Source organism: Cupriavidus sp. JZ107 (assembly GCF_053903255.1).
In genome coordinates, this window is the sequence record NZ_CP096480.1 from 797,131 (window position 1) to 820,269 (window position 23,139).

The 23,139-nt window shown below is 69.4% G+C and carries 21 protein-coding genes; 11 read left to right on the top strand and 10 right to left on the bottom strand.

Annotated elements, in window-relative coordinates; all coding sequences use genetic code 11:
- Positions 1-11 precede the first annotated feature (11 nt).
- Complete coding sequence (locus tag M1D55_RS03400; RefSeq protein WP_456281110.1) at positions 12-881, bottom strand: arylamine N-acetyltransferase family protein; 870 nt, start codon at positions 879-881, stop codon at positions 12-14.
- Positions 878-1,621, bottom strand: coding sequence for a Crp/Fnr family transcriptional regulator (locus M1D55_RS03405; RefSeq protein WP_456281111.1), 744 nt, complete (start codon positions 1,619-1,621; stop codon positions 878-880). Before M1D55_RS03405 ends, M1D55_RS03400 begins: the two co-directional genes overlap by 4 nt.
- A gap of 209 nt (positions 1,622-1,830) precedes the next feature.
- Here M1D55_RS03405 and M1D55_RS03410 point away from each other — a divergent pair, with 209 nt between their 5' ends.
- Together M1D55_RS03410 and M1D55_RS03415 are read left to right on the top strand one after the other, a co-directional pair.
- A complete protein-coding gene (locus M1D55_RS03410; protein ID WP_456281112.1) occupies positions 1,831-2,328 on the top strand; it encodes an Mpo1 family 2-hydroxy fatty acid dioxygenase in 498 nt (165 codons plus the stop codon).
- 236 nt (positions 2,329-2,564) lie between these two features.
- A complete protein-coding gene (locus M1D55_RS03415) occupies positions 2,565-3,008 on the top strand; it encodes an HU family DNA-binding protein (protein WP_023264950.1) in 444 nt (147 codons plus the stop codon).
- Between the two features lie 188 nt (positions 3,009-3,196).
- On the opposite strand, the gene M1D55_RS03420 is transcribed toward M1D55_RS03415, so the two are convergent.
- Complete coding sequence (locus M1D55_RS03420; RefSeq protein WP_231906401.1) at positions 3,197-3,583, bottom strand: hypothetical protein; 387 nt, start codon at positions 3,581-3,583, stop codon at positions 3,197-3,199.
- A 449-nt stretch (positions 3,584-4,032) separates the two neighbouring features.
- On the opposite strand from M1D55_RS03420, the gene M1D55_RS03425 reads away from it, so the two are divergent.
- The 3 genes from M1D55_RS03425 to M1D55_RS03435 are packed head-to-tail and all read left to right on the top strand — an operon-like array spanning position 4,033 to position 7,525.
- A complete protein-coding gene (locus M1D55_RS03425) occupies positions 4,033-4,716 on the top strand; it encodes a heavy metal response regulator transcription factor (RefSeq protein WP_006580091.1) in 684 nt (227 codons plus the stop codon).
- On the top strand, positions 4,713-6,131 hold the full coding sequence (locus M1D55_RS03430; RefSeq protein ID WP_456281113.1) for a heavy metal sensor histidine kinase: 1,419 nt from the start codon (positions 4,713-4,715) through the stop codon (positions 6,129-6,131). The genes M1D55_RS03425 and M1D55_RS03430 overlap by 4 nt, the downstream gene beginning before the upstream one ends.
- 38 nt (positions 6,132-6,169) lie before the next feature.
- Entirely contained in the window at positions 6,170-7,525 is a 1,356-nt protein-coding gene (locus M1D55_RS03435) for an alpha/beta hydrolase (RefSeq protein ID WP_456281114.1), read from the top strand.
- A gap of 34 nt (positions 7,526-7,559) precedes the next feature.
- On the opposite strand, the gene M1D55_RS03440 is transcribed toward M1D55_RS03435, so the two are convergent.
- On the bottom strand, positions 7,560-7,928 hold the full coding sequence (locus M1D55_RS03440; protein ID WP_006580094.1) for a 5-carboxymethyl-2-hydroxymuconate Delta-isomerase: 369 nt from the start codon (positions 7,926-7,928) through the stop codon (positions 7,560-7,562).
- 71 nt (positions 7,929-7,999) lie between these two features.
- Complete coding sequence (locus M1D55_RS03445) at positions 8,000-9,106, bottom strand: malate/lactate/ureidoglycolate dehydrogenase (RefSeq protein ID WP_456281115.1); 1,107 nt, start codon at positions 9,104-9,106, stop codon at positions 8,000-8,002.
- Between the two features lie 359 nt (positions 9,107-9,465).
- Between M1D55_RS03445 and M1D55_RS03450 the strand changes: the two genes are divergently transcribed.
- Complete coding sequence (locus M1D55_RS03450) at positions 9,466-11,199, top strand: thiamine pyrophosphate-binding protein (RefSeq protein WP_456281116.1); 1,734 nt, start codon at positions 9,466-9,468, stop codon at positions 11,197-11,199.
- Here the strand turns inward: M1D55_RS03450 and M1D55_RS03455 are convergent.
- The 4 genes from M1D55_RS03455 to M1D55_RS03470 all read right to left on the bottom strand — a co-directional run bounded on the left by M1D55_RS03455 (position 11,189) and on the right by M1D55_RS03470 (position 16,787).
- A complete protein-coding gene (locus tag M1D55_RS03455) occupies positions 11,189-12,259 on the bottom strand; it encodes a hypothetical protein (protein WP_456281117.1) in 1,071 nt (356 codons plus the stop codon). The two genes, M1D55_RS03450 and M1D55_RS03455, sit on opposite strands and share 11 nt — an antisense overlap.
- A gap of 200 nt (positions 12,260-12,459) precedes the next feature.
- The gene (locus M1D55_RS03460; protein WP_456281118.1) at positions 12,460-13,347 is read right to left on the bottom strand and encodes an IclR family transcriptional regulator; all 888 of its coding nucleotides are present in this window, start codon (positions 13,345-13,347) and stop codon (positions 12,460-12,462) included.
- Positions 13,348-13,366: 19 nt separating this feature from the next.
- The gene (locus tag M1D55_RS03465; protein WP_456281119.1) at positions 13,367-14,980 is read right to left on the bottom strand and encodes a class I adenylate-forming enzyme family protein; all 1,614 of its coding nucleotides are present in this window, start codon (positions 14,978-14,980) and stop codon (positions 13,367-13,369) included.
- Positions 14,981-15,146: 166 nt separating this feature from the next.
- On the bottom strand, positions 15,147-16,787 hold the full coding sequence (locus M1D55_RS03470) for a methyl-accepting chemotaxis protein (protein ID WP_456281120.1): 1,641 nt from the start codon (positions 16,785-16,787) through the stop codon (positions 15,147-15,149).
- Positions 16,788-17,114: 327 nt separating this feature from the next.
- Here M1D55_RS03470 and M1D55_RS03475 point away from each other — a divergent pair, with 327 nt between their 5' ends.
- From M1D55_RS03475 to M1D55_RS03495, 5 genes are all read left to right on the top strand, one after another.
- On the top strand, positions 17,115-18,959 hold the full coding sequence (locus M1D55_RS03475; protein WP_232206487.1) for an EAL domain-containing protein: 1,845 nt from the start codon (positions 17,115-17,117) through the stop codon (positions 18,957-18,959).
- Positions 18,960-19,231: 272 nt separating this feature from the next.
- On the top strand, positions 19,232-20,659 hold the full coding sequence (gene cls, locus M1D55_RS03480) for a cardiolipin synthase (protein ID WP_456281121.1): 1,428 nt from the start codon (positions 19,232-19,234) through the stop codon (positions 20,657-20,659).
- Positions 20,660-20,863: 204 nt separating this feature from the next.
- Positions 20,864-21,460, top strand: a complete 597-nt coding sequence (gene ribA, locus M1D55_RS03485) for a GTP cyclohydrolase II (protein WP_023263528.1) — start codon at positions 20,864-20,866, stop codon at positions 21,458-21,460.
- Positions 21,461-21,700: 240 nt separating this feature from the next.
- Positions 21,701-22,150 carry a PA2169 family four-helix-bundle protein gene (locus M1D55_RS03490; RefSeq protein ID WP_053823726.1) on the top strand — a complete coding sequence of 150 codons (450 nt, stop codon included), beginning with the start codon at positions 21,701-21,703 and terminating at the stop codon, positions 22,148-22,150.
- A gap of 36 nt (positions 22,151-22,186) precedes the next feature.
- Complete coding sequence (locus M1D55_RS03495) at positions 22,187-22,420, top strand: hypothetical protein (protein ID WP_064575582.1); 234 nt, start codon at positions 22,187-22,189, stop codon at positions 22,418-22,420.
- Between the two features lie 59 nt (positions 22,421-22,479).
- On the opposite strand, the gene M1D55_RS03500 is transcribed toward M1D55_RS03495, so the two are convergent.
- Positions 22,480-22,908 (bottom strand): hypothetical protein, encoded by a 429-nt coding sequence (locus M1D55_RS03500; protein WP_043437284.1) that lies wholly within the window; start codon positions 22,906-22,908, stop codon positions 22,480-22,482.
- Between the last annotated feature and the right edge of the window lie 231 nt (positions 22,909-23,139).

Sequence of the window (23,139 nt, forward strand, 5' to 3'; positions counted from 1 at the left end):
GCCGGCACGCCTTACCCTTGCCGCGCCAGCCACTCGCGCAGGCTCGCCGCCGTCTCGTCGTCCAGCCGCACGCCGATCCGTTCGCGCAGCGTGGCGACGATCTGCTCCGGCGTTTCGAGCCGCACGTGGCGGCTCGCGCCATCGGCATCGCGTTCGGTCAGCTCGCCGTTGGTTATCGTCAGGCGGACTGCACCGTCGGTGCGCGCGGCCATCAGCCGGTGCAGGAAGACGCTGTCCGGGTGGGTGCAGACATACCAGTTGCGCGCCGCGTAGTCGATCCAGGCCTGCGGCGACAGGTCGAAGCGATAGAGCTTGGTCCAGCCGTGTTCGGTCTTCAGCTCGAGATCGAGCAGGTGGAAGGTGCCAGTCGACGCCGCACTCAACGGCGCACCGACCAGCCGGAACGGCAGCGTTTCCGGCGCCGGCTCGGACAGTGGCAGCGCGCACGGCGGATTCGGGCCGCCGAAGCCGACGTCGGCGATGTAGTCGCGATGGGCGACGCGCACCCGCAGCAGCAGATGCGACTGCGGCGTCGGCACGCCTTCGTCGATGCCGTAGCGCACGCGCGCGGCCAGCGGCATCGCCTCGAAGCCGAGCGCGGTCAGCGCGGCGGCCAGCAGCGTGTTGTGCTCGAAGCAGTAGCCGCCGCGTTCGCGCATCACCAGCTTGTCGAACACCGCGTCGAGCGCGATATCGATCGGCCGGCCGAGCAGCACGTCGATGTTCTCGAACGGGATGCGCCGCAGATGGGCGGCGACGATCGCGTCGAGCGCCTCGAGGCTGGGTGCCGGACGTTGCTGCAGGCCGATGCGATCCAGATAGGCGTCGAGCCGGGCGCCGTCCAGGGCCGGCTGGGCGGATGGGTTTACCGGTGTGGTCACGTCAAGGTCTCCAGGGTCGACAGGTCGAGCAGTTCGATATCGGCATAGCGCAGCCGCAGCAGGCCGCGCGCCTCCAGTTCGCGCAGCGCATGGTTGACGGTCTGCCGGGACAGGCCAAGCATCTGCGCCAGCTGTTCCTGCGGCAGATGGATCGAGCGATGGGGGGGGCGCGCCGGGTCTGCCGCGGCGGCGGGCGTGTCGCCATAGGATCGCGCGATGGCCGCGAGCCGGCGCGCCGTGCGTGCCAGCGGCGGCAGCAACTGGGCCTCCTCGACATAGCGGAATGCCTCGCGCGTCTTGCCGGCCAGCAGCTTGCCGAATTCGCGCCACCACGCCGGCTGCGCGGCGAGCATCGTGTCGAGCCGGCGGCGCGGCACGTGCCAGACCGCGGCACGCGTGGCCGCGCGGGCGTCATGCGTGCGCAGCAGTCCGTCAAACAGGCAGATCTCGCCGAACCATGCCCCGGCCTCGAGCAGGCCGAGCAGCGCGGCCTTGCCGCCGGCATCGTGCGCATGCACCAGCACCGCGCCGGCGATCACCGCGTACAGGCCGTCGAAGGGATCGCCGCGCTGGAACAGCACCTCGCCCGGTTCGAGCCGGCGTACCGTGCCGCCGTCGAGCAGCGCCGCGCGCATGTCCGCGGGCAGGCCGCGGAACCAGCTTCCGGTGCGCAGCGGGGCGAGCGCATCGGCGGCGTCGGCGGTGTCGCGCGTGGGGCAGGCGAGGGGCGGGATGCCCATGGTGGTCTCCATCGTCTTCGCGACGCAGCGCAACGTTCGAGCCGAGGCCGTGGTGCGTCGGTGGGGCCAGGGACGAAAGCCGGACTGTCAAAATTCGGACAGACCGCGCCTGGCGTGCCCATTACTATAAATCGATCGTGCCGGGCCGGAACCGCTCGCAACGCGCCACGGCATGCCGTTCGCAATGTCCGCAGACAGCAGGAGACGCCATGAAAACGCTGGTCGACCATCTATCCCGATACGCTGCCTATCACCGCGACCGCCGCAACGTGGCGACCCACTTCGTCGGCATCCCGATGATCGTGCTCGCGGTCACGACGCTGCTGGCGCGGCCGCAGGTCCCGCTCGGCGACGGCGCCGCGGTGCTGACCCCGGCCATCGTGGTCTACCTGCTGTCGTGCCTGTTCTATCTGCGGCTGTCGGCCGGCTTTGGCATCGCGATGACGGTGATCCTTGCGCTGTTCGTCTACGTCGGCCATCGGATCGGCGAGTTGTCGACGGGCGCCTGGCTGGCGATCGGCATCGGGCTGTTCGTGCTTGGCTGGGTCATCCAGTTCGTCGGCCACTACTACGAAGGGCGCAAGCCGGCCTTCGTCGACGACCTGGTCGGGCTGCTGATCGGGCCGCTGTTCCTGGTCGCCGAGACGGCGTTCGCGCTGGGACTGGCACGCGATACGCGCGAACGGATGGATGCGCACGCGCATTGAATCGCCATCGCATCGGCCTGGCCGAAGCGATGCCGCGCGATGCCACGCCCATGCGTCGATGCATCGGCGCGACAGATAGCGGGACTTTTCACCGGGTTTTTACGGGGTTTCAGGGGGGTAACGGGCCAAACCCCCTTGGAAATGCGTCACTTTCCGCTATGATTCGGTGGCCGCCGCAGCCGTACGCTGTTTTCGCGGGGTTTGCGGCGCCAACCGTTCAACTCTATCTGACCAATATGGCGACCAAAGCGAAATCGACCGCGAAAGCTGCAACCAAGACCGCCGCGACCAAGAAGGCACCGGCAACCAAGGCGCCCGTGAAGGCTGCCGCGAAGAAGGCCGCTGCGCCCGCAACCGCAACCCCGCGTCCGCTGAAGGACACCTTCAATAAATCCAGCCTGGTCGCTCACCTGGTCGCGCAGACGCAAGTCGAGCCGAAGGCCGTGAAGACGGTGCTCGCCCATCTGGAAAACACCATCGTCAGCGCGCTGCACAAGAAGGGCGCCGGCGAATTCACGCTGCCCGGCCTGCTGAAGATCACCGCGCAACAGGTGCCGGCGAAGAAGAAGCGCTTCGGCAAGGACCCGTTCACTGGCGAAGAGCGCTGGTTCCCGGCCAAGCCGGCCAGCGTCAAGGTCAAGGTCCGTCCGCTGAAGAAGCTGAAGGACGCTGCGCTGTAATCCGTCATCGACGTGGCCGCGACGGGCAAACGCCTGACGCGGCAGGCAGTGAAAAAGGGAGCCACTTGCGGCTCCCTTTTTCATTGGCGCGTTGCGGCACGACGCCTTTGTTGTTTGCAATTAACTGCCAGGCATTTGCCCCACCCACCGTTCGCGGCAAGCAGGGCGGGGGCCGCGTACTGTCGGCCTCAGGCGCTATGGTCGCCCGGCGTTTCCTGCGTATGCGCGCCGTCGGTGAAGCGATCGCGATGGTCGGGGGCATGGCCGCCCTGCGTGAAGCTGTCGCGCGGGCCCAGCCGGTTGGCACCTTCGGTGAACACATCGAACTTCTGCGTCGCGCTGCGCGCCCCGTCCGTGTACGGATCGGCGCTGCGCGGGGCGGCCTTGGCCGACAGCGAGACGGTCGCGCCGACCATCATCGCGACGGTGGGCAGCAGCGCGGCCAGCATCGCGCGGCGGCGCGCCTGCCAGCGCTGGCGCAATGCACGCAGCCGCTGCGCCGCCAGGGGCGGACGCGGACGGGGCGGGGCGCCGGAAGATCGGTGAGGAACGGCGATTGGTGTCGGTCGAGTCATGGCAACACTCCTTCAGATTGGGATCCGGGGCGGTTCTTGGAACCTTGACGAGGGGAGACGGCTTGGCCAAGCACGGTTAGCAGTCTACGAACCGGGCCGGACGCGTCGGTGACGCCAGCCTGACAATTGCGTCAGGATGCGGGCGGCGCGGTGCAGGGCAGGTGACAGCGGGAAGGTTGGGGGCGGAAAGGTCGGGGCGGAAAGGTCGAGGCGGACAGCGCCGGCCGCGCCGGCCGCAAGCTGACAACGCTGACAGGTTCGGCCGGCGGCTTTCACCTATAGTCCGGAAATGGCAGCGCCGCGCCGTTGGCGCGGACATTGCGGACAACGACTTTGCCGCGAACTTGCCGCCGAATTGTTCCGCGAGTTTTCCGCGAGTTTTCCGCGAGTTTTCCGCGAGTTTTCCGCGAGTTTTCCGCGAGTTTTCCGGATACGGGAGGGCCGGACCCATGAAACTGTTGTTGGTAGAGGACGAGATCAAGACCGTCGACTATCTGCGCCGTGGACTGTCGGAAAACGGCTATGTGGTCGACACCGCGACCAACGGCGTCGACGGCCTGCATATGGCCTGTACCGAACCCTACGATGCGATCGTGCTCGACGTGATGCTGCCCGACCTCGACGGCGTATCGATGCTCAAGTCGCTGCGGCGCGAGCAGCAGACGCCGGTCATCATGCTGACCGCGCGCGACGACCTGGACGACCGGCTCAATGCCTTCGATGCCGGCGCCGACGACTACCTGGCCAAGCCATTCTCCTTCCTCGAGCTGCTGGCCCGCCTGAACGTGCTGACCCGCCGCGGCCGACAGAGCGAGCCGTCGCAGCTGACAGTCGGCGACCTGCGCATCGACCTGCTGTCGCGGCGCGCGATGCGCGGCACCCGGCGGCTAGACCTGAGCGCGCGCGAATTCACGCTGCTGTCGGTGCTGGCGCGGCGCCAGTCGCAGATCGTGTCGAAGACCGCGATCACCGAACTGGTCTGGGACATCAGCTTCGACTGCAATACCAATGTGGTCGAGGTCGCGATCAAGCGGCTGCGCGCCAAGCTCGACTGGCCGGGCGAGCCCAAGCTGCTGCATACCATCCGCGGCATGGGCTATGTGCTCGAATGCCGCGCCGAGGAGGTCGCGTGAGCCGCCGCCGTTCGATCGCCACGCGGCTGGCCGCGATGTTCGCCCTCGCGGCGGCGCTGGTGTTCTCGGTCACCGGCTTCGTGATGTATTACGTCCAGTGCGTCGAGCTCGAGAAGCGCCAGCTCGAGGAGCTCGAGGCGCGCTTCCAGCTGATCGGCCCGAAGGCGGCGCACTACGGCACGCAGCCGCAATGGGAGCGCTTCGGCGCGGTGCTGACCGGCATGACGCCGGAGGACGACAGCCTGCGCTACTTCGTCGACACGCCGGACCCGCGCTTCCGCTTCGGCAAGCCGTTCCCGCGCAACGCGGTGACCGAGCAGCGTGCGCCGGACGTCTGGACGGTGCAGTTCGACGACCGCAGCTTCCTGATGCTCAAGCGGATCATTCCCGCGCTGGACGAGCGCCCGGCGCTGGCGCTGGTGGTGGCGGTCGACCAGGCGCCGTTCTACCAGACCAGCCGCGTGCTGGGCATCGCGCTGATCGTCTGCTCGGCGCTCGGCGTGCTCGCGGTGGCGGTGCTCGGCTGGCGCATCGCCAAGGTCGGGCTGGCGCCGATCGAGGCGCTGTCGCGCCATGCCGGCGAGCTCAATCCGCGCAAGCTCGAGCGGCTGCCCGATACCGACCTGCCGGCCGAACTCTCGGGACTGGTGCTGGCCTTCAATGGCGCGCTCGACAAGCTCGAACGCGCCTACGTGCAGCTGTCGGCGTTCAATGCCGATGTCGCGCACGAACTGCGCACGCCGCTCGGCAACGTGATCGGCCAGACCCAGGTGGCGCTGTCGCGCCCGCGCAGCGTGCGCGAGCTCGAGGACATCCTGCAGTCGAACCTGGAGGACCTGGAGCGGCTCGGCCGCATCGTCGTCGACATGCTGTTTCTGGCGCAGTCGGACCGCGGCGCGCTCGCGCGCGACCTGGTCGAGGTGTCGGTCGCGCATGAGGTGCGGCGCAGCGCGGACTTTCTCGACATGCTGTTCGAGGACGCCGGCGCGACGCTGGAGATCGTCGGCGACGCCCGTGCCCGCGTCAATGCCTCGCTGCTGCAGCGGGCGATCACCAATCTGCTCGGCAATGCGCTGCAGCATGGCCTGCGCGGCCGGCCGGTCGCGGTCGAGATCGGCGACGATGCCGGCGCGGTGACGATCGCGGTGCGCAACGAGGCCGACCCGCTGTCGACCGCGCAGATGGACCGCCTGTTCGACCGCTTCTACCGCGTCGACAGCGCGCGCGCCGACAGCCGCCAGAACCACGGACTTGGCCTCGCCATCGTCAAGGCGATCGCGACGATGCATGGCGGCGCCGTGTTCGCGCGCCAGTCGCGCGGCGTGGTCTGCATCGGCCTGACGCTGCCGGCGCTGCCGCCGCAGGCGCCGACTTCCGACAGCCTGCCTGCGCTGACACAGGCGGCCACGGCATGATCGGCGGGGAAAGCGGGCGCACGCCGCGCAGCGTGCGCATGGCAAACCGTGTCCGCCGCCTCGGGACCGCCGCGATGATCCCGGTCGCCGCCGGGCTGATCGTGCTCGCTTCGGCCTGCGGCGTCACCGCGCGGCACGACGCGGTGGCGCCGCGGCCTTCGATCGCACCGACCTTCGCGGCCCATCGCGCGGAAGCGCTGGCCGCGCTGGAAGGCCGACGCCGTTATGTGTCGGCCGACATGCGCGCCGAGACCGAATGGAATCTGCCGCGCGAATGGCGCCCGGCCGGCACCCCGCGGGGTGGCGCGCTGCTGGTGCACGGGCTCGGCGATTCGCCGTGGTCCTTCGTCGATATCGCACCGCGGCTGGCCGAGCGCGGGCTGCTGGTGCGTACGGTACTGCTGCCCGGCCATGGCACCGCGCCGGCGGACCTGATGGGCGTCACGCTGGAAGACTGGCAGCGCGTGCTGCGCGAGCAGGCCGCGGCGCTGCGGGACACCGTCGGCGAGGGGCCGCTGTATCTTGGCGGCTTTTCCACCGGCGCCAATCTGGTGCTGGACTATGCGCAGGCGCACCCCGAGGTCGCCGGGCTGCTGCTGGTATCGCCGGCGCTGCGCTCCGGCAGCCGGTGGGAGTGGCTGACGCCGTGGCTCGCGCCGGTGGTGCCGTGGCTGCTGTCGACCGGAGACGATCGCCCGCAGCAGACGCCGGTCCGCTACCTGAACACGCCGACCAACGGCTTCGCGCAGTACTACCGCAGCAATGTCGCGGCGCGCGCCGCGCTGAACGCGCGGCCTTACGACAAGCCGGCGCTGCTGATCGTCGCCGAGCACGATTCGGTGGTGGACTCGCACTACGTGAGGCAAGTGTTCGGCACGCGCTTCACGCATCCGGCGAGCCGGCTGATCTGGTATGGGGCGGGCGAAGGCAACGCAGGCGCCGATGCCGTTGTCAATGCCAGTGCCAGTGCCAGTGCCAGTGCCGATGCCGTGCCCAATGCCGGCGCGGGCCGCGTACTGGTTCGCCCCGACCGCCTGCCGGCCGAGCGCATCAGCCAGTTCTCGCACATGGGCGTGCTGTTTTCCGATGCCAATCCGCTCTATGGCCGGCAGGGATCGCTGCGGCTTTGCCTGAACGGGCAGGAGCCGGCCGAGTACCGGCGCTGTGTCGACGGCGGCGAGGTCTGGTACTCGGACTGGGGCTATCGTGAGCCCGGCAAGGTGCACGCGCGGCTGACCTACAACCCGTATTTCGCGTGGCAGACCGGCGTGATGTTGTCGGTGCTGGGGCTGGACGGCAGCGCTGCGCCGGTGCCGGGGCTCGCGCCAACGACAGCCGCGGCAACCCCATCCGCGGCGGCGCCGTCGGCCGCATCCGCGACGACATCGCAATAGCGGACGCAGCCGGCCATCGTGGCGGAAGACGTCTTCAGCCGCCGATCACCTGCTTCGCATAGCTGGCCCGCTCCATCTCGCGCACCTCGACGCTGATCTGCACCGGCGTGTTGTTTGCACCCGAGCGCACCGCTTCGGCGAGCACCTCGCAGACCGCCTGGCCCAGCGCCTGCCGCGTCGCGACATCGCGGCCATCGAGGATCGACAGCCGGCCATGGACGAAGGCGCGCTCGACCGGTTCGGTGCCCTGGCGATAGGTCTCCAGCGTGATGCAACGCGACTTGATATCGGGTTCCTGGAATTGCCCGGAGGCCAGCAGCGCGGCGTTGGCCTGGTCCAGCAGTTCCTCGGGCGAGCAGTTCAGGCGCGCGTTTTCGGTGATTTCAATGACGAGATGGGGCATCGGGGACTCCGTGGAATAGAGAGAAAAAAAGACAGCGCGAACATGGCGTGGGAAGTGGAATGGCGCTGGCGTCAGCGCCTGCATAGCCGCGACAGCGGTCCCGGCGACCGCCCGGTCGCAGTTTCGACCCGCGCGGCCGCATCGTCGAGCTCGGCCAGCGTGCCGGCGTCGATCGGGATGGCTTCGGCGCGGCGGCGGCGCGCCTCGCGTTCGGGTTCGCCCGGCAGCAGGATCGCATCGCAGCCGGGCTGGCGGCGCGACGCGCGCACCCAGTCGACGAAGGCCTGCACCTCGTGGCCGAACGCGGTGCTGTCGGCCAGCCTGGCCGGATCGAACACGATCGCCAGCATATTGTTCCAGACCGCGTGGCGGTGCGTCAGCGTCTCTGGGCGGATGGTATGGCCGCCGGTCACCGCGGCGCCCAGCAGTTCGCACATCATCGCCAGCACGTAGCCCTTGTGCTCGCCAAAGCCGAGCAGCGCGCCGCGCGCCCCGCCGTCCGCGGGATACATCACGCCGGCATCGGTGGTGGGGCGGCCCTCGGCATCGACGAGGCAGCCGGGCGGCACCGGCACGCCCTTGTTGTGGGCGACGCGGACCTTGCCCAATGCGATCGCGCTGGTGGCGAAGTCGAGCACCAGCGGCGGCGCGCCGGGCACCGGCACGCCGATGGTGAACGGGTTGGTGCCATAGCGCGCCTCGTAGCCGCCATGCGGCGCGACGATCGGCTTGGACAACACGTTGACGAAGTGGATCGAGATCATGCCGGCCGCGCAGGCCTGCTCGGCCCAGTGGCCGACGCGGCCCAGATGATGCGAATGGCGCAGTCCCATCACGCAGACGCCATGCTCGCGCGCACGGTCGATCGCCATCGCCATGGCCTGCTCGGTCACCGCCTGTCCCATGCCGCGATTGCCATCGAGGCTCAGCAGGCTGCCCGCCTGCTGCACCACGCTGACCTGGCGGTTCAGCTGCAGCTCGCCGGCCTGCCAGGACAGCACGTACTTCGGGATCATGCCGACACCATGCGAGTCGTGCCCGCTCAGGTTGGCGCCGACCAGGTGGTCCGCGGTCAGCGTTGCCTCGCGCGCGCCGGAGCCCGCGGCCAGCCAGAGCTCGGCGACCCATCGGTGCAGGTCCGCGGTCGGAAGCAGGAGTTCGGTCTTCGCGTCGTTCATCGTCTCGCTCTCGTCGTTCTGTTGTCGCCCGGGTTCGTTCCCCGGGGTTCGTTCCCCGCGTTCGTTGCCCGTAGTCATTGCCGTTCCGATTGGAGCCGGCATTGGCTTGGCCCGCGGCGGCCAGCCATGATAAGCGCCGTGCGGCCCCGCGGCCATTGCCCGGGGCGGCGGTGCGCCGCGGCGGTCCGGAATTTTGGCGCGATAATCGGTCCTGTCTCGTTCCCCGTTTGGCTTTCGCCTGCACAATGGGGCGACGCAGGGGCACCCGTTCCGATGCCGCTGCCTTGGCTGCCGGTGCCGGTGCCGCAGCCGCAGCCGCAGCCGCCTCCGTTTCCGATGTCGATTCGATGAGCCCGCCGATGACCCAGCCTACCGCCGATCTCCGTTCGTCCCTGTCTGTCAGTTCTCCTGGTTCTCCCGATCCTGCCGCCGCCACGCAGCCCCTCCCGCCACGCAGCGGCGGCCGCATCCTGGTCGATGCGCTGCGCATCCACGGCGCCGAGCGCGTGTTCTGCGTGCCGGGCGAGAGCTTTCTCGACGTGCTGGACGCGCTGCACGATCAGCCTGCGATCGACCTGATCGTCTGCAAGCACGAAGGCGCGGCCGCCAATATGGCCGAGGCCGACGGCAAGCTGACCGGCCGCCCCGGCATCTGCTTTGTCACGCGCGGGCCCGGCGCCACGCATGCCAGCGTCGGCGTCCATATTGCCGCGCAGGATTCGACGCCGATGATCCTGTTCGTCGGGCAGATCGCCCGCGAGCACCGCGGCAGGGAGGCCTTCCAGGAAGTCGATTACGCGGCGATGTTCGGCGGCATGGCGAAATGGGTCGCCGAAATCGACGACCCGGCGCGCATTCCCGAACTGGTCGCGCGCGCCTTCCAGGTCGCGACCTCTGGCCGTCCCGGGCCGGTGGTGCTGGCGCTGCCCGAAGATGTGCTCGATGGCGATGCCGTCTGCCGCGACACCGGCGCGTATCGGCCCGTGGTCGCCTCGCCTTCGGCCGCGGATGCCGCCACGCTGGCCGGGCTGCTGGCCGCCGCGCAGCGTCCGCTGGTGATCGCCGGCGGCGCCAACTGGCGCGACGAGGATGCGGCCGCGTTCGCGCGCTTCGTGCATGCCTGGGATCTGCCGGTGGCCTGCGCCTTCCGCCGTCAGGACGTGCTCGACAATCGCGATCCGCACTACGTCGGCCATCTGAGCCTGGGCGTCAATCCGCGGCTGGCCGAACGCGTGCGCGGTGCAGATCTGATCGTGGCCTTCGGCACGCGGCTCGGTGATGTCGCGACCGACGGCTATACGCTGCTCGAGCCGCCGCGGCCGCGCCAGCGGCTGGTGCATATCCATGCCGATGCGGCGGAGCTGGGCCGGGTGTACCAGCCCGAGCTGGCGATCCACGCCGGCATCGGTCCCGGGGCCGCGATGCTGGCGGGCATGCCGGCACCGAGCACCGTCCGCTGGCGCGAATGGACCGCCGCGGCGCGCGCCGATCATCAAGGCTTCGTCGCACCGGCCGCGCCGCACGCCGATGCCACCGGTGTCGACATGACCGCGGTCGTTGATCATCTGAACCGCACGCTTCCCGACGATGCGATCGTCACCAATGGTGCCGGCAACTATGCGGTCTGGCTGCATCGCTACTTCGCCTATCGCCGGCCGCGCACGCAGTTGGCGCCGACCTGCGGCGCGATGGGCTATGGGCTGCCGGCCGCGATCTCGGCCAAGCTGCGCCATCCCGAACGCACCGTGGTCTGCTTCGCCGGCGATGGCTGCTTCCAGATGTATCCGCAGGAGCTGACCACCGCGGCCGCGGTGGGCGCCAATGTGGTGGTGCTGGTGGTGAACAACGGCATGTACGGCACGATTCGCATGCATCAGGAGCGGCGCTATCCGGGCCGCGTCAGTGGCACCGGCATCGTCAATCCGGATTTCGTCGCGCTGGCCCAGGCCTGTGGGGCCTGGGCCGAACGGCTGAACAGCGCCGACGGGTTTGCCGACGCGTTCGCGCGCGCCTGTGCCGCCGGCAGGCCGGCGCTGCTCGAACTGTGCACCGACCCGCGGCAGATCACGCCGGCGATGCGGCTCAAGCCCTAGCAGCCGAGGAGGCCGCCGGACCGACGGCGGGGGCGGCGCTGTCGGCGCCGTCGGCAGGGACGGCGGGAGCCGGCTTTGCCGACGCGGCGGCGATCAGACGCTTGATCTGGCGGTCGCGCAGCTCCAGCGTGCATAGTTCATTGCCGAAGAGCAGCGAGTCGGCGCGCAGGAAGGCGCCGATGCGCCGGGCCACGGCGCCGGGCAGCCGGAAGGCGGCGAACGCCGAATACCGCGGAATCTCGCCGCGCCACCAGTGCTGCTTCCATACGGCGGTCAGGCGAGCGGCAAGGTCGGCGAGCCTGTCGTCGTTGGCTTCGGCCGCGTCGTGCAGCGCCTGCAGAATGCCCATCACCTCGGCATAGGCCGATGCGTTCCCCGTGCGGTGGCGACGCAGGTAGGTGACCACGGCCGCCATCTGCGCCAGCACCGTCGCAGCGACGACGTCGTGGCACTCCGGCGGGTCGTTGCCGGCGATCGAGCGAACGACCTTGCACCACTTCGCCTTGTTCGCGAACAGCTTGCAACAGTTCGCCTTGTCGATGCGCTCGAGCAACAACCTGATCCTTGCGCGGCCGGCTTCGGGCGTCAGCACCGCAGAAATCGGCGGTCGCGGTTCCGCGGCGCAGGTTTCCGGCTCCACCGCCTGCGCCGGCGCGTCCCGAGGACGCGGCACAACGGGCACGGCGACGCGGGCCCCCTGTCGCAGCCGCGCGATGGTGTACGACATCGCCGAAAACTGACCGCGAGTGGGGCGCTCGCAGCGCTGCCTGTCGCGCGGCACGACGCAGCTCAGCAGCGTCAGCACGATGCGACGGAACCAGCCGAATTCGCGCCAGTTGCGCTCCAGCCGGATGTCGGCGGGCCCGCCTTCGTCTGGGCGTCCGGCATTCTCCACGACGAGCCTGTAGCCCCGGCCGCCGACGAAGAACGGAGCGCGTTCCACGACGATCCGCCGCAGTGTGCGTTCGTCGGTGCCCTTGGCGACGGCGTCGAAGAAATCGCGTGGGGTCGGATAGTGCGCCGCATGGAAGCGGCGCGCACAGCAGAGCAGGGTGGGCATGCGAGGGTCGGTCCGGTGAAGGCCGCGGCGGCGCGCGGCCGTGGATTGCCGCGTTCGATCGGCCACGCCCGCCAGGCGGGGCAGATCGATTTGCGGGACACCGGAATCATGGCGGCGAGCTGCCGGCATGCTTGCGAATTTGGTGCGGTCAGTGTGGCAAACGGCAGGCCGCTCGACGCTGGCCGCTTGCCTGCCGGCGCTCAGCGCCGCGGCGTGCTGTCCGTTCTTGCGCTGCCGCCCAGTTCGCGTTCGATACGCGCGACGCATTCGATCAGCACTGGACGAACCACGTCGAGCAGATGCCGCGGCGGCACGACCGCGTTGGGGCCGCTGCAGCTCAACGTCATCGGCGGCAGCGCGGGGCCCGGATGGAAGGCGGCCGCGATCGAATTGATGTCCGGCAGCCATTCGCCGAACGAGCTGGTGCAGCCGATGCGCCGGACCTCGTCGCGGCTGCGCGCGAGCACCGCCTGCGCCTCCGCCTCGGACAGCGCGTCGTTGGCGCGGAATGCGGCCAGCGCCTGCTGTGCATCGGCGGCCGGCAGCGCCTGCAGATAGGCGCGGCCCGCGGCGGTGGTCAGGCCCGAGATGCGCGTGCCGACGGCCACGCGCAGGGTCAGATAGCTCTCGGCCTGGCAGTTCTCGAAGATCAGCATGCGGCCGCGGTCGCGCAGGATCAGCGAGGCGACGCCCTGCGAAAGATCGGCCAGGCGCTGCATGTGCGGCCGCGCCACCGCCAGCACATCGGCGCCTTCGCGGGCGGTCGGCGCCAGGGCCAGCGCCGAACTGCCGAGGCGGTATTTGCCGGCGTCCGGCTCCAGGCGCAGATAGCCGAGCTCGGTCAGCGTATGGGTCAGCCGCGACACGGTCGACTTGGGCAGGCCGCAGCGCTGCGCCAGTTCTGCGTTGCCCAGTTGCGCGTCGAAACCGCGGAAGCAGGCCAGCACATCGAGGCCGCGCGCCAGCGCGGTGACGAAGTGGCGGTCCTCCTTGTGGCGAGGGGCATCGTCGCCGGCGCCAGCCCGGCCGGCTTCCGCCTCGTCCACCGAGGCGGCCGGCATTCCGTGCGCCTGATCGTCGCTGGCCATGATGGTCCCAGGTCCGGGCTCAAAACTCGCCGGCCGCCAGCATCGCGCGCAGCCGGGCCTTCAGGATCTTGCCCGACGGCGCGGCGGGCAATTGCGCGACCACCTTGATGTCCGCCGGGATCTTGTACGGCGACAGCCGTTCGCGCAGGAAGGCCTTCAGGGCAGCCGGATCGAGCGTCATGCCGGCGCGGAGCTCGACGAACGCGATCACCTCCTCGTTGCCCTCGACCGCACGCCCGACCACGGCCGACTGCACGACCGCCGGGTAGGCGTTGATCGATTGCTCGACTTCCTCGGGATACACGTTGAACCCCGAATGGATGATGATTTCCTTCGAGCGGCCGACGATGGAAATGGCGCCGTCGGCGTCGATCCTGGCCAGGTCGCCCGTATGCAGCCAGCCGTCGGCATCGATGGCCTGCGCGGTCAGGTCGGGGCGCTTGTAGTAGCCCTTCATCACGTTGGGGCCGCGCACCAGCAGCTCGCCGCTGCCGTCCGGCAGCGGATCGCCGAGCCGCACCTCGACGCCCGGCACCGCCTGGCCCACCGAACAGTCGCTGCGCGGCGCATCGACGCGGGTCTGGCTGACGGTCGGCGACGTTTCGGTCATGCCATAGCCGTTGTGCAGCGTGATGCCGAAGGTCTGTTCGAAGGCGGCCTTCAGCGTGGCGGTCAGCGGCGCGCCGCCCGATTGCGCCATGCGCAGCGCCGGCGCGCGCAGCGGCGTGGGCTGGCTGCGGCCCCATTCGATCAGCTTGGCGTACATCGCCGGCACGCCGTGCAGCACCGACAGGTTCTCCTCGACCAGCGCGCGCGCCAGCCGCTCGGGACGGAAGCGCGGCTCGTAGTAGACCGTGGCGCCGTTGGACAACGGACCGACCAGCAGCACCGACAGGCCGTAGACGTGGGAGATCGGCAGCACGCCATAGACGCGGTCGCCGGGCTGCACGCGCGCCTGCACGCGGTTGCTGTGGCCGATGAACATCAGGTTCGAATGCGTCAGCATCACGCCTTTCGACGCGCCCGTGGTGCCGGTGGTGTAGATCACCGCCGCAACCTGCTCGCGCGCGTCCGCCTGCACCGGTTCGGGTACCGCCTCGGTGTTCAGCTGGCCGATCAGCAGCCGGCCCACATGCGGCCATTCGCCCCACTGCGCGCCGCGCGCCAGGCCGTGCTCGCGCGCTTCGGGGTAGGCGTTGTCCAGGTACAGCGCCAGCCGGGCGCCCGCGTGCTCGATGATGTTGTCGATCTCGCGCGCCGACAGGCGGGCGTTGACCGGAATGGCCCAGGCATCGAGCGAGCTGAGGGCCAGGATCAGTACCGCGCAGCCGACGCTGTTCTCGGTCACCAGCACCACCCGGTCCCCGCCCCGCACGCCGGCCTTGGCGAGCGTGGCCGCGGTCTGGCGCACCGCGCCGTCCAGCTCGCCATAGCGGATCGAGCGCTCGCCATCCATCAGCGCGACGACATCGGGACGGTCCGCTACCCAGGGCGCGATGGCCTGATGCAGTCGGGCGCAGGGCGGCACGAACGGCGGGCTGGCGGTGAGAGCGGTGGACGAAGCGGTGGACGAAGCGGTGGACGAAGCGGTGGACGAAGCGGCGCCAGAATCGGCGCGGAAGGTGCTGCTCATCGAAGTCTCCGGAATGGCGTTGCCGGCGCGGCGGCCGGCTTGGTCTATCCGCGATGGTTACATCGTTCGATGGCGTCGTCAACCGCAATGCAGAATGGTAGTTCTGCATTGCAGAACTACCGCGATCACACCGCTCACTGGCGGTGTGGGCGCCCGGTGGCCTGGTTCAGAAGCGGAAGCGCCCCACATCCGCCGCCAGTTCGCCGGCCTGCCAGTCCAGCGATTCGGCTTGCTGCGCCACCGTGGTCACCAGTTCCGCGTTCTGCCGGCTGGTGCCGTCAAGGCGCGCGACCGCGCCGTCGACCACCGCGATCCCCGCCGCCTGCCGCTCGGCCAGGCCATTGAGCCGTTCCGCCAACGTATGGCTGCGCACCACCGCCTGCTCGATCGCCGCCATCGCCTGTTCGACCTCGCCGCTGAGGCTGGCGCCGGCCTCGATGTCACGGGTGGCTTCGCCCAGCAGCCCGCCGATATCGCGGGCCGACTGCGCGCTGCGCTGCGCCAGCGCGCGCACTTCGTTGGCGACCACGGCGAAACCGCGGCCGGCGGCGCCGGCGCGCGCGGCTTCGACCGCCGCGTTCAGCGCCAGCAGATTGGTCTGGAAGGCGATGCCCTGCAGCACGCCCACCACCTCGGAGATGTCGCGCGAGCGCGCCTGCACCGCATCCATCGACGCCCGCATGCTGCGCACCACCGCGCTGCCGGTCCCGACGGCGTCGCGCGCCTGGCTGGCCATCGCGCTGGACTCGTGCGCGCGCACGTGGATCTGCTCGACCAGCCCGCGCAGCTCCCCGATACTGGTGGCCGCCTCGTCGACCGCGGCCAGCTGACGCCCGGTGCGTTCCGACAGGTCGCGATTGGCGGCGGCGATCTGCTCGCTGGCGCCGTGGATCTGGCGCGCCGACGATTGAATGCGCGCGAGCATCGCGGCCAGCGCGTCGCGCATCGCGGCCAGGTCCTGCAGCAGACCGCGCGCGCCACGCCGTTGCAGACGCTCGCCGCCGGTCAGGTCGCCGGCGGCGATGCGCCGCGCCGCGTCGGCCGCCTCGCGCGGTTCGCCGCCGAGCTCGGCCAGCAGCGCGCGGGCGGCCAGCCATGCCAGCACCGCGGCGGCCACCAGGCTCGCCGCCAGCATCGCCATCGTGATCCATTGCGCGCGGGCCTGGCTCGACGAGACCGAAGCCACCGTATCGGCAGCCTGCTTCTCGAGGCGCGCGCGCGCCTGCTCGATCTGCGTGCCGAGCTTGGCCAATTGTTCGGCGACGAAGTGGCCCTCGACGGAGACCGCGCTGTCGAACTGCAGCGCGTCGAGCGGCTGCTTGCGCAGCAGTTCGACATAGCCCTGCATCAACTGCGCGGCGCTGGCCCGCTCGCGCGCCAGCGCCTCGGCCTGATCCGGCGCGGCCCGGGCGACGCCGGACAGCGTGGTGTCCAGCGTCCGCAGCGCCTGCGCGATCTGCTGGACGGCGGTATCGCGCTCGGCCGTGCTGGTGGCCATCGTCAACGCCAGCTGGGCGTGGCCCAGCCCGGCGAGCGCCGATTGCGCGCGCTCGGCGGCCACCGCGCCGCGCATGTCGCGCTGATACAGCGTGTCGGTCTTGTCCTTCAGCGCGACCAGATTGACGATGCCGCTGACCGCGGCCGCCGCGCCGAACAGGTAGACCAGCACGAACGCGGTGCCGAGCCGCGCGGCCAGCGGCAGGCGCCGCAGCCGCCGGCCTGTGGAGGACGGCGGCGAGGCGTCCGGCGACGATGCGGCGGCTCCCGTTGTCGTTTCCCCTGTTCGTGCCGTGGCAGCGGTGTCCATCACCGCTGCGATCCCGTTGCCTGCCATCGATCGCAGGCCGAACCTCGACCGCCAGCGCGGCCAACCCGTTCTGAACCCTTGCAACATGGTTTTCCCCCGCCGCACGCGGCGCCCGTCAATGGTTGTTTGCTTGTTTGGGCGCCATGCTGGCGAGGCGATGTGACGTTGCCGTGACGTCCCGCCATGCGGCGGGGTTGTCATATGGCCGTCATATGACTGTCATGAAATAGGCTGCCTTGCCGGGCACCTCGTCGATGCCGGGCGCCAGGCCACCAACGCCGCCGCCGCGTGCATCCCGGCGTCCTTCACACCGTTGTCGAGATCCCCATGTCCGTTGCCGTGATCGAATCCGGCGCAGCGGCCGCGCCGATGCGTCTGCCGCCGCTGCGCGCCGTCTTCCAGCCGATCGTGCGCTTCGAGTCGGCCGATCTGCTGGGATACGAGGCGCTGCTGCGCGGACCCGAGGGCTCGCCGCTGGCCTCGCCCGAAGCGCTGTTCCGGCTTGCCGTCAGCCCCGCCGATACGATGGCGCTGGAAGTGCAGGCGGCCCGGGCCGCGCTGGCGCGCTTTGCCGAACTGCAGTTGCCGGGGCTGCTGTTCGTCAATTTCAGTCCGATGACGCTGCGCCAGCTGCTGGCCGACCATGGCCGCGGCATGTCGGCGCTGCTCGCCAACACGGTGGCGCCGGGGCGGGTGGTGATCGAGCTGACCGAGCAGACCCGCATCGGCGACATGGCCGCGTTCGCGGACGCGATGGTGGTGTTGCGCGATCTCGGCCTGCGCTATGCGCTGGACGACTTCGGCACCGGCCATGCCAATCTCGACCTGTTGGTCCAGCTGACGCCGCAATTCATCAAGCTCGACAAATCGCTGGTGCACGGCGTGGCCTCATGCTCGCGGCGGCTGGAACTGATGCGCACCGTGTTGAGCTTGGCCGATGCGCTGGGCACCAGCGTGATTGCCGAAGGCATCGAGGACAGCGAGGAGCTGGCGGTGCTGCGCGATCTTGGGGTGCCGTTCGGCCAGGGCTATCTGCTCGGCCGGCCGTTGCCGGAGCCGTCGCAGGCGCCGCCGCGGGACGTCGTGCAGGCGCTGGAGTCGCGCCAGATCGCGGTGTTTCCGCAGGTCGTCCGTTCGGGCTGGACCGGGCCGAATGCGGGCAAGCTGCTGCGGCGCGCGCCGACGGTGCGGCCGGAGCAGACCAACAACGAGGTGCTGGCGCTGTTCCATGCCCACCCCGGCCTGCATGCGCTGGCGGTGCTCGATGCGGACGGCAAGCCAATCGGCATCATCAACCGGCAGAGCTTCATCGATCGTTATGCCGCGCCGTTTCATCGCGAGCTGTACGGCAAGAAGGCCTGCATCCTGATGGCACATCGCGAGCCGGTCTGCTTCGATCGCGGCGCCACCATCGAGACCATGGCCAAGAGCCTGGCCAGCGGCAACCAGCGCTATCTGGCCGATGGTTTCATCATCACCGACGGCGGCCGCTATGCCGGGTTGGGCACCGGCGCCGACCTGATCCGCGCCGTCACCGAGATCCGCATGGAGGCGGCGCGCTATGCCAATCCGCTGACCTTCCTGCCGGGCAATATTCCGCTGAACCAGCATGTCGACCGGCTGCTCGATGCGGGCGCGGCGTTCTGCGCCTGTTATGTCGACCTGAACCACTTCAAGCCCTTCAACGACCAGTACGGCTACTGGAAGGGCGACGAGATGATCAAGGGCGCGGCCGCGATCCTCGCCGATGCCTGCGATCCGGTGCGCGACTTCCTCGGCCATGTCGGCGGCGACGACTTCCTGGTGCTGTACCAGAGCGCCGACTGGAGCCAGCGGGCGCGCGGCGCGATCGCGCGTTTCAACCGCGCCGCGCGCGAGCTCTACGATGCGGACGACCGCGCGGCAGGCGGCATCCATGGCGAGGACCGCCATGGCCGCAGCGCGTTCTTCCCGATGGTCAGCATGGCCATCGGCGCGGTCCGCGTGGCCCACGGCGCCGCGCGCGCCGAGACCGACGGCTGGCGCCTGGGCAGCAGCCATATCGCCGCCGCCGCGGCCGCCGCCAAGCGCGACGCCAAGAAGGATCCGGCCGGTTTCGCGGTCGTCGATCTTGCGCCGACGCTGGCCGCGGCGGGTCCCTCCGACGAACCGGCAGAGGGCCGTCCACATTGAGCGACCGGCCTGCGGCCGATCAGCGAACGGGTGTTCGGGTTATCCACAGATTGTGTGGATAACCCGACCGGGCAGGGCGCCAGCCGTGCGCCGGCGCGTCGTGCCATCGGACTGCCTAAAAAAAATGCAGAGGGCGGCATCGAACCGACGAGCGTCCATGTCGCATACATGGAAGGCCGCGATGCGGGCCCCCTATGCCACAATGCGCGGCAGTTCAGCGTTCACTGTTCATCGTTCATCGTTCAACCGGATTCCGCAGCGGATGGCAGCCGATGTTACCGAGCACCAGCGTTGTCGCGACGATTGTCCTGTGTTTCCACCTGGTCGGCGTGTTTGCCGCGATGCATGCCGTGATGACGGTCCGGACCGCGCCGGGCGCCATTGCCTGGGCCGGCTCGCTGCTGTTGATACCGTATCTGGCGCTGGTGCCGTACCTGGTGTTCGGCAGCAGCAATTTCGTCGGCTATGTCAATGCGCGGCGCTTCTATCGCCAGCAGATGCGCGAACTGCGCCACGGCATGGAGCCGCAAGAGCGCGAGGCCTGCATTGTCCGGCAACCCGATCACCCTGGGTTGCGCGCGCTGCCAAGGCTGACAGGGCTGCATTGCCTGTCCGGCAATCATGTGCAACTGCTGGTCGATGGGCAGGAGACCTTTGCGGCGATCTTCGCCGCGTTGAAGGCCGCGCGCCGCGTCGCGCTGGTGCAGTTCTTCATCGTCCATGACGACGAGCTGGGGCGCGAGCTGCAGGCACTGCTGTGCGAGCGCGCGGCCGCCGGCGTCGAGATCTATTTCCTGTACGACAGCATCGGCTGCCACGCCTTGCCCGGCCACTACGTTCGCCGCCTGGCCGAGTGCGGGGTCAAGGTCAGCGCGTTCGCGCCGCATCGCGGCTTCGTCAATCGCTTCCAGCTGAACTTCCGCAATCACCGCAAGCTGGTGGTCGTCGATGGCGAGCGCGCCTTCATCGGCGGCCACAATGTCGGCAACGAATACATGGGCCGCAGGCCGCCGCTGGCGCCGTGGCGCGATACCCATATCGAAGTGCGCGGCCCTGCGGTGCTGGACCTGCAGATGACCTTCGCGGAGGACTGGTACTGGGCCTCGCGCGAGGTACCGACGCTGCTGCTTCCGCCGGCCGAACCGGCCGGCGCGATGGTGTGCCAGGTGGTGCCGAGCGGTCCGGCCGATTCGCAGGAGACCTGCTCGCTGTTCTTTGTCGAGGCGATCCAGGCCGCGCGCAAGCGGCTGTGGATCACGACGCCGTACTTCGTGCCCGACGAGGCGGTGTTCGCGGTGCTGCGGCTCGCCGTGCTGCGAGGCGTCGACGTGCGCATCCTGATGCCGGGACGCGCGGACCACAAGGTGGTGTTCGCCGCCTCGACGCTGTACGCCTATCAGGCGATCTGCGCGGGCATCCGCATCTATCGCTATATCCCTGGCTTTCTGCATCAGAAGGTGATGCTGATCGACGACGAACTGGCCGCGGTCGGCACCGCCAACCTCGACAACCGCTCGTTCCGGCTCAATTTCGAGCTGACCGTGATGACCGCCGATCGCGCCTTCGCTGGTCAGGTCGAGGGAATGCTGCTGGCCGATTTTGCGCAGGCACGCGAGATCGGCCGCGACGAGTACCTGGCCGCGCCGGGTCCGCGCCGCGTGGCGATGCATGTGGCCAAGCTGTTCGCGCCGATCCTGTAGGGGTGGAGAACGCGCCCGGGTCCGGGGTCCGGGGTCCGGTTACGGAGGCCTCCAGCGGGCGATTTCCGATTCGCGGTATCCTTGCCGTCAGGCGCCGCCCTGGAAGGGGCCATCGGCAGGGCATCACCAGGCGGGCAGCGGACTCCCGGGACCCACGCCCGCCCGCTGCCACGGCATCCGGCGCACACGCATTGGCAAGATGATATGAACGACACGGAAATCACGCTGATCGGTTCGGCACGGCTGCCGACCCGCTTCGGCGAGTTCACCGCTCACGCCTTCAAGGGCGCGACCAGCGGGACGGAACACCTGGCGCTCAGCGTCGGCGATATCGCCGGCGAGGGCGTGTTGACGCGGCTGCATTCGGAATGCCTGACCGGCGACGTATTCGGTTCGTGCCGCTGCGATTGCGGCGAGCAGCTGGCGCTGGCGATGGAGCGCATCGCCGCCGAGGGCCGCGGCATCCTGCTGTATCTGCGCGGCCACGAAGGCCGCGGCATCGGCCTGGGCCACAAGATCCGCGCGTACAGCCTGCAGGATGGCGGGCTGGACACCGTCGACGCCAATCTGGCGCTGGGACAGGCGGTCGACTCGCGCACCTATGCCTTCGCCGCCGATCTGCTGCGCCAATGGGGCGTCAAATCGATCCGGCTGATGAGCAACAATCCGCGCAAGCGGCAGCAGCTCGAAGAGGCCGGCATCGCCGTGCTCGAGCAGGTACGCCACAGCGTGCCTGCCAACGCCGAGAACGAAAAATACCTGGCCACCAAGCGCGTCCGGCTCGGGCATCTGCTGGACTGACGGTGCGCCGTCGATCCGGTCGACGGGCCGGACGAGACCCCTGCAGAAGCGCTGCACCAACCCTGTAGGCATCGGCCGACAGCTTCTCGGGCGGCCTGCTTACAGTCCCGGCCCGCCGCTTCTCTTATCGTGAAGGCATGGACGCACCGCAAGCGGTGCGCGCCGTTTTGCAGCCTCGCTGCATACGTCCTGCAACCGCCGCCGCGGCATGCGGCGGCACCACGATAACGAGGAGTCGCCATGGCAGACAAGAACGTCGATGTGCTCAACGATCTGATCGAAGTGTCGCGCGACGGCGAGCAAGGCTTTCTGAAGGCCGCCGAGGACGCCACCAATCCTGAGCTGAAGGAACTGTTCACCAGCCGCGCGACCGAGATCGGCGCCGCCATCCGCGAACTGCAGTCGCAGGTGATCGCGCTGGGCGGCCGGCCGGAAGAGGGCGGCAGCGTGGCCGGCGCGTTGCACCGGGGCTGGGTCAGCCTGCGCAGCGCGGTCGCGAACCGCACCGATCTGTCGATCCTGGAAGAGTGCGAGCGCGGCGAGGACGTGGCCAAGAAGAAATACGCGGACGCCCTGCAGCACGACGACCTGAGCTTCGAAGTGCGCGCGCTGATCGAGCGCCAGTATCACGGCGTGCTGCGCAACCACGACCTGGTGCGCGACCTGCGCAACCGCTATCGCGCGACCTGACCGGCTCCGGCCTTTGCCACGCGAAGGAGACAGACGATGAGCCAGCCCGACAAGTCCGGCAAGTCCAACAAGTCCGACACCGCGGTTCCGCGCTCCGGCCAGCAGGGCCGGGGTGGGGCGGCCGAGGATCAGACCGAGCGCAATCTCGACGAGGCGCTCGAGGAAACGTTCCCGGCCAGCGATCCGATCGCGGTCGAACCCGACAAGGACGACAGCGGCAGCGCGGGCCGGCCCGGCAAGGAGGGCGGCAAGGGCGCGCGCACCGGCTGATCGCGGATCTGCAAATGAACGCGGGAGCCGCACGGCTCCCGCGTCTTGTCGTGCGCGCGTTACGGCAGCTTGCGAAGTTGTGCGATTACCGACATCAGTTGCCCGTGCGCGACGGTGACCGCGGGCTCGTCCTGCAGCGCTTCGTGATAGCGCTCGCGGAACGCGGGGTCGCCCTGCGTGCTGAACAGCCGCGCCGCGGCCTCCGCCACCGCGCGGCAGGTGCCGTCGTGGTGCTTGGGCCCGTCGAGCTCCTCGTCGATCTCGACGATCAGGCGCGACAGCGGGTCGAGCCAGCGAAAATAGTTGTCCTCGGTGACGATCTGCACGAACTGGCCCGCGGGGATCGGGCCATAGAGGCGTTCATATTCGTTACGGTCGTGCTGGATGATCTCCTTGTGGGATTTCAGCAGCGCGGCGCGCAGCGCGCGCAATCCGGCGCGGCGCGATTCCTGCGTGGCTTGGTATTGTTCTTCAGTCAGCATCCCCATTCTCCGCTCCCGGTTCGGTGTTGTGCGGTCGTCCCGCGCGGCAGGGGTAGCGGCGCGGTGCGTATGCATGCTCGTGGACGATGCGTCGTGCGGCCGTCGATGCAGGCCGCATGCCAGTATATGTAGGCGCCGGGGGGCGATCCAACCTCGTGCTATCCCGAATGGCCGCGCTCTTTGGAATGCGGTGATACGCCCGGTGCGGCATGCAGGTTCGCGTGCAATGGTCCCCAT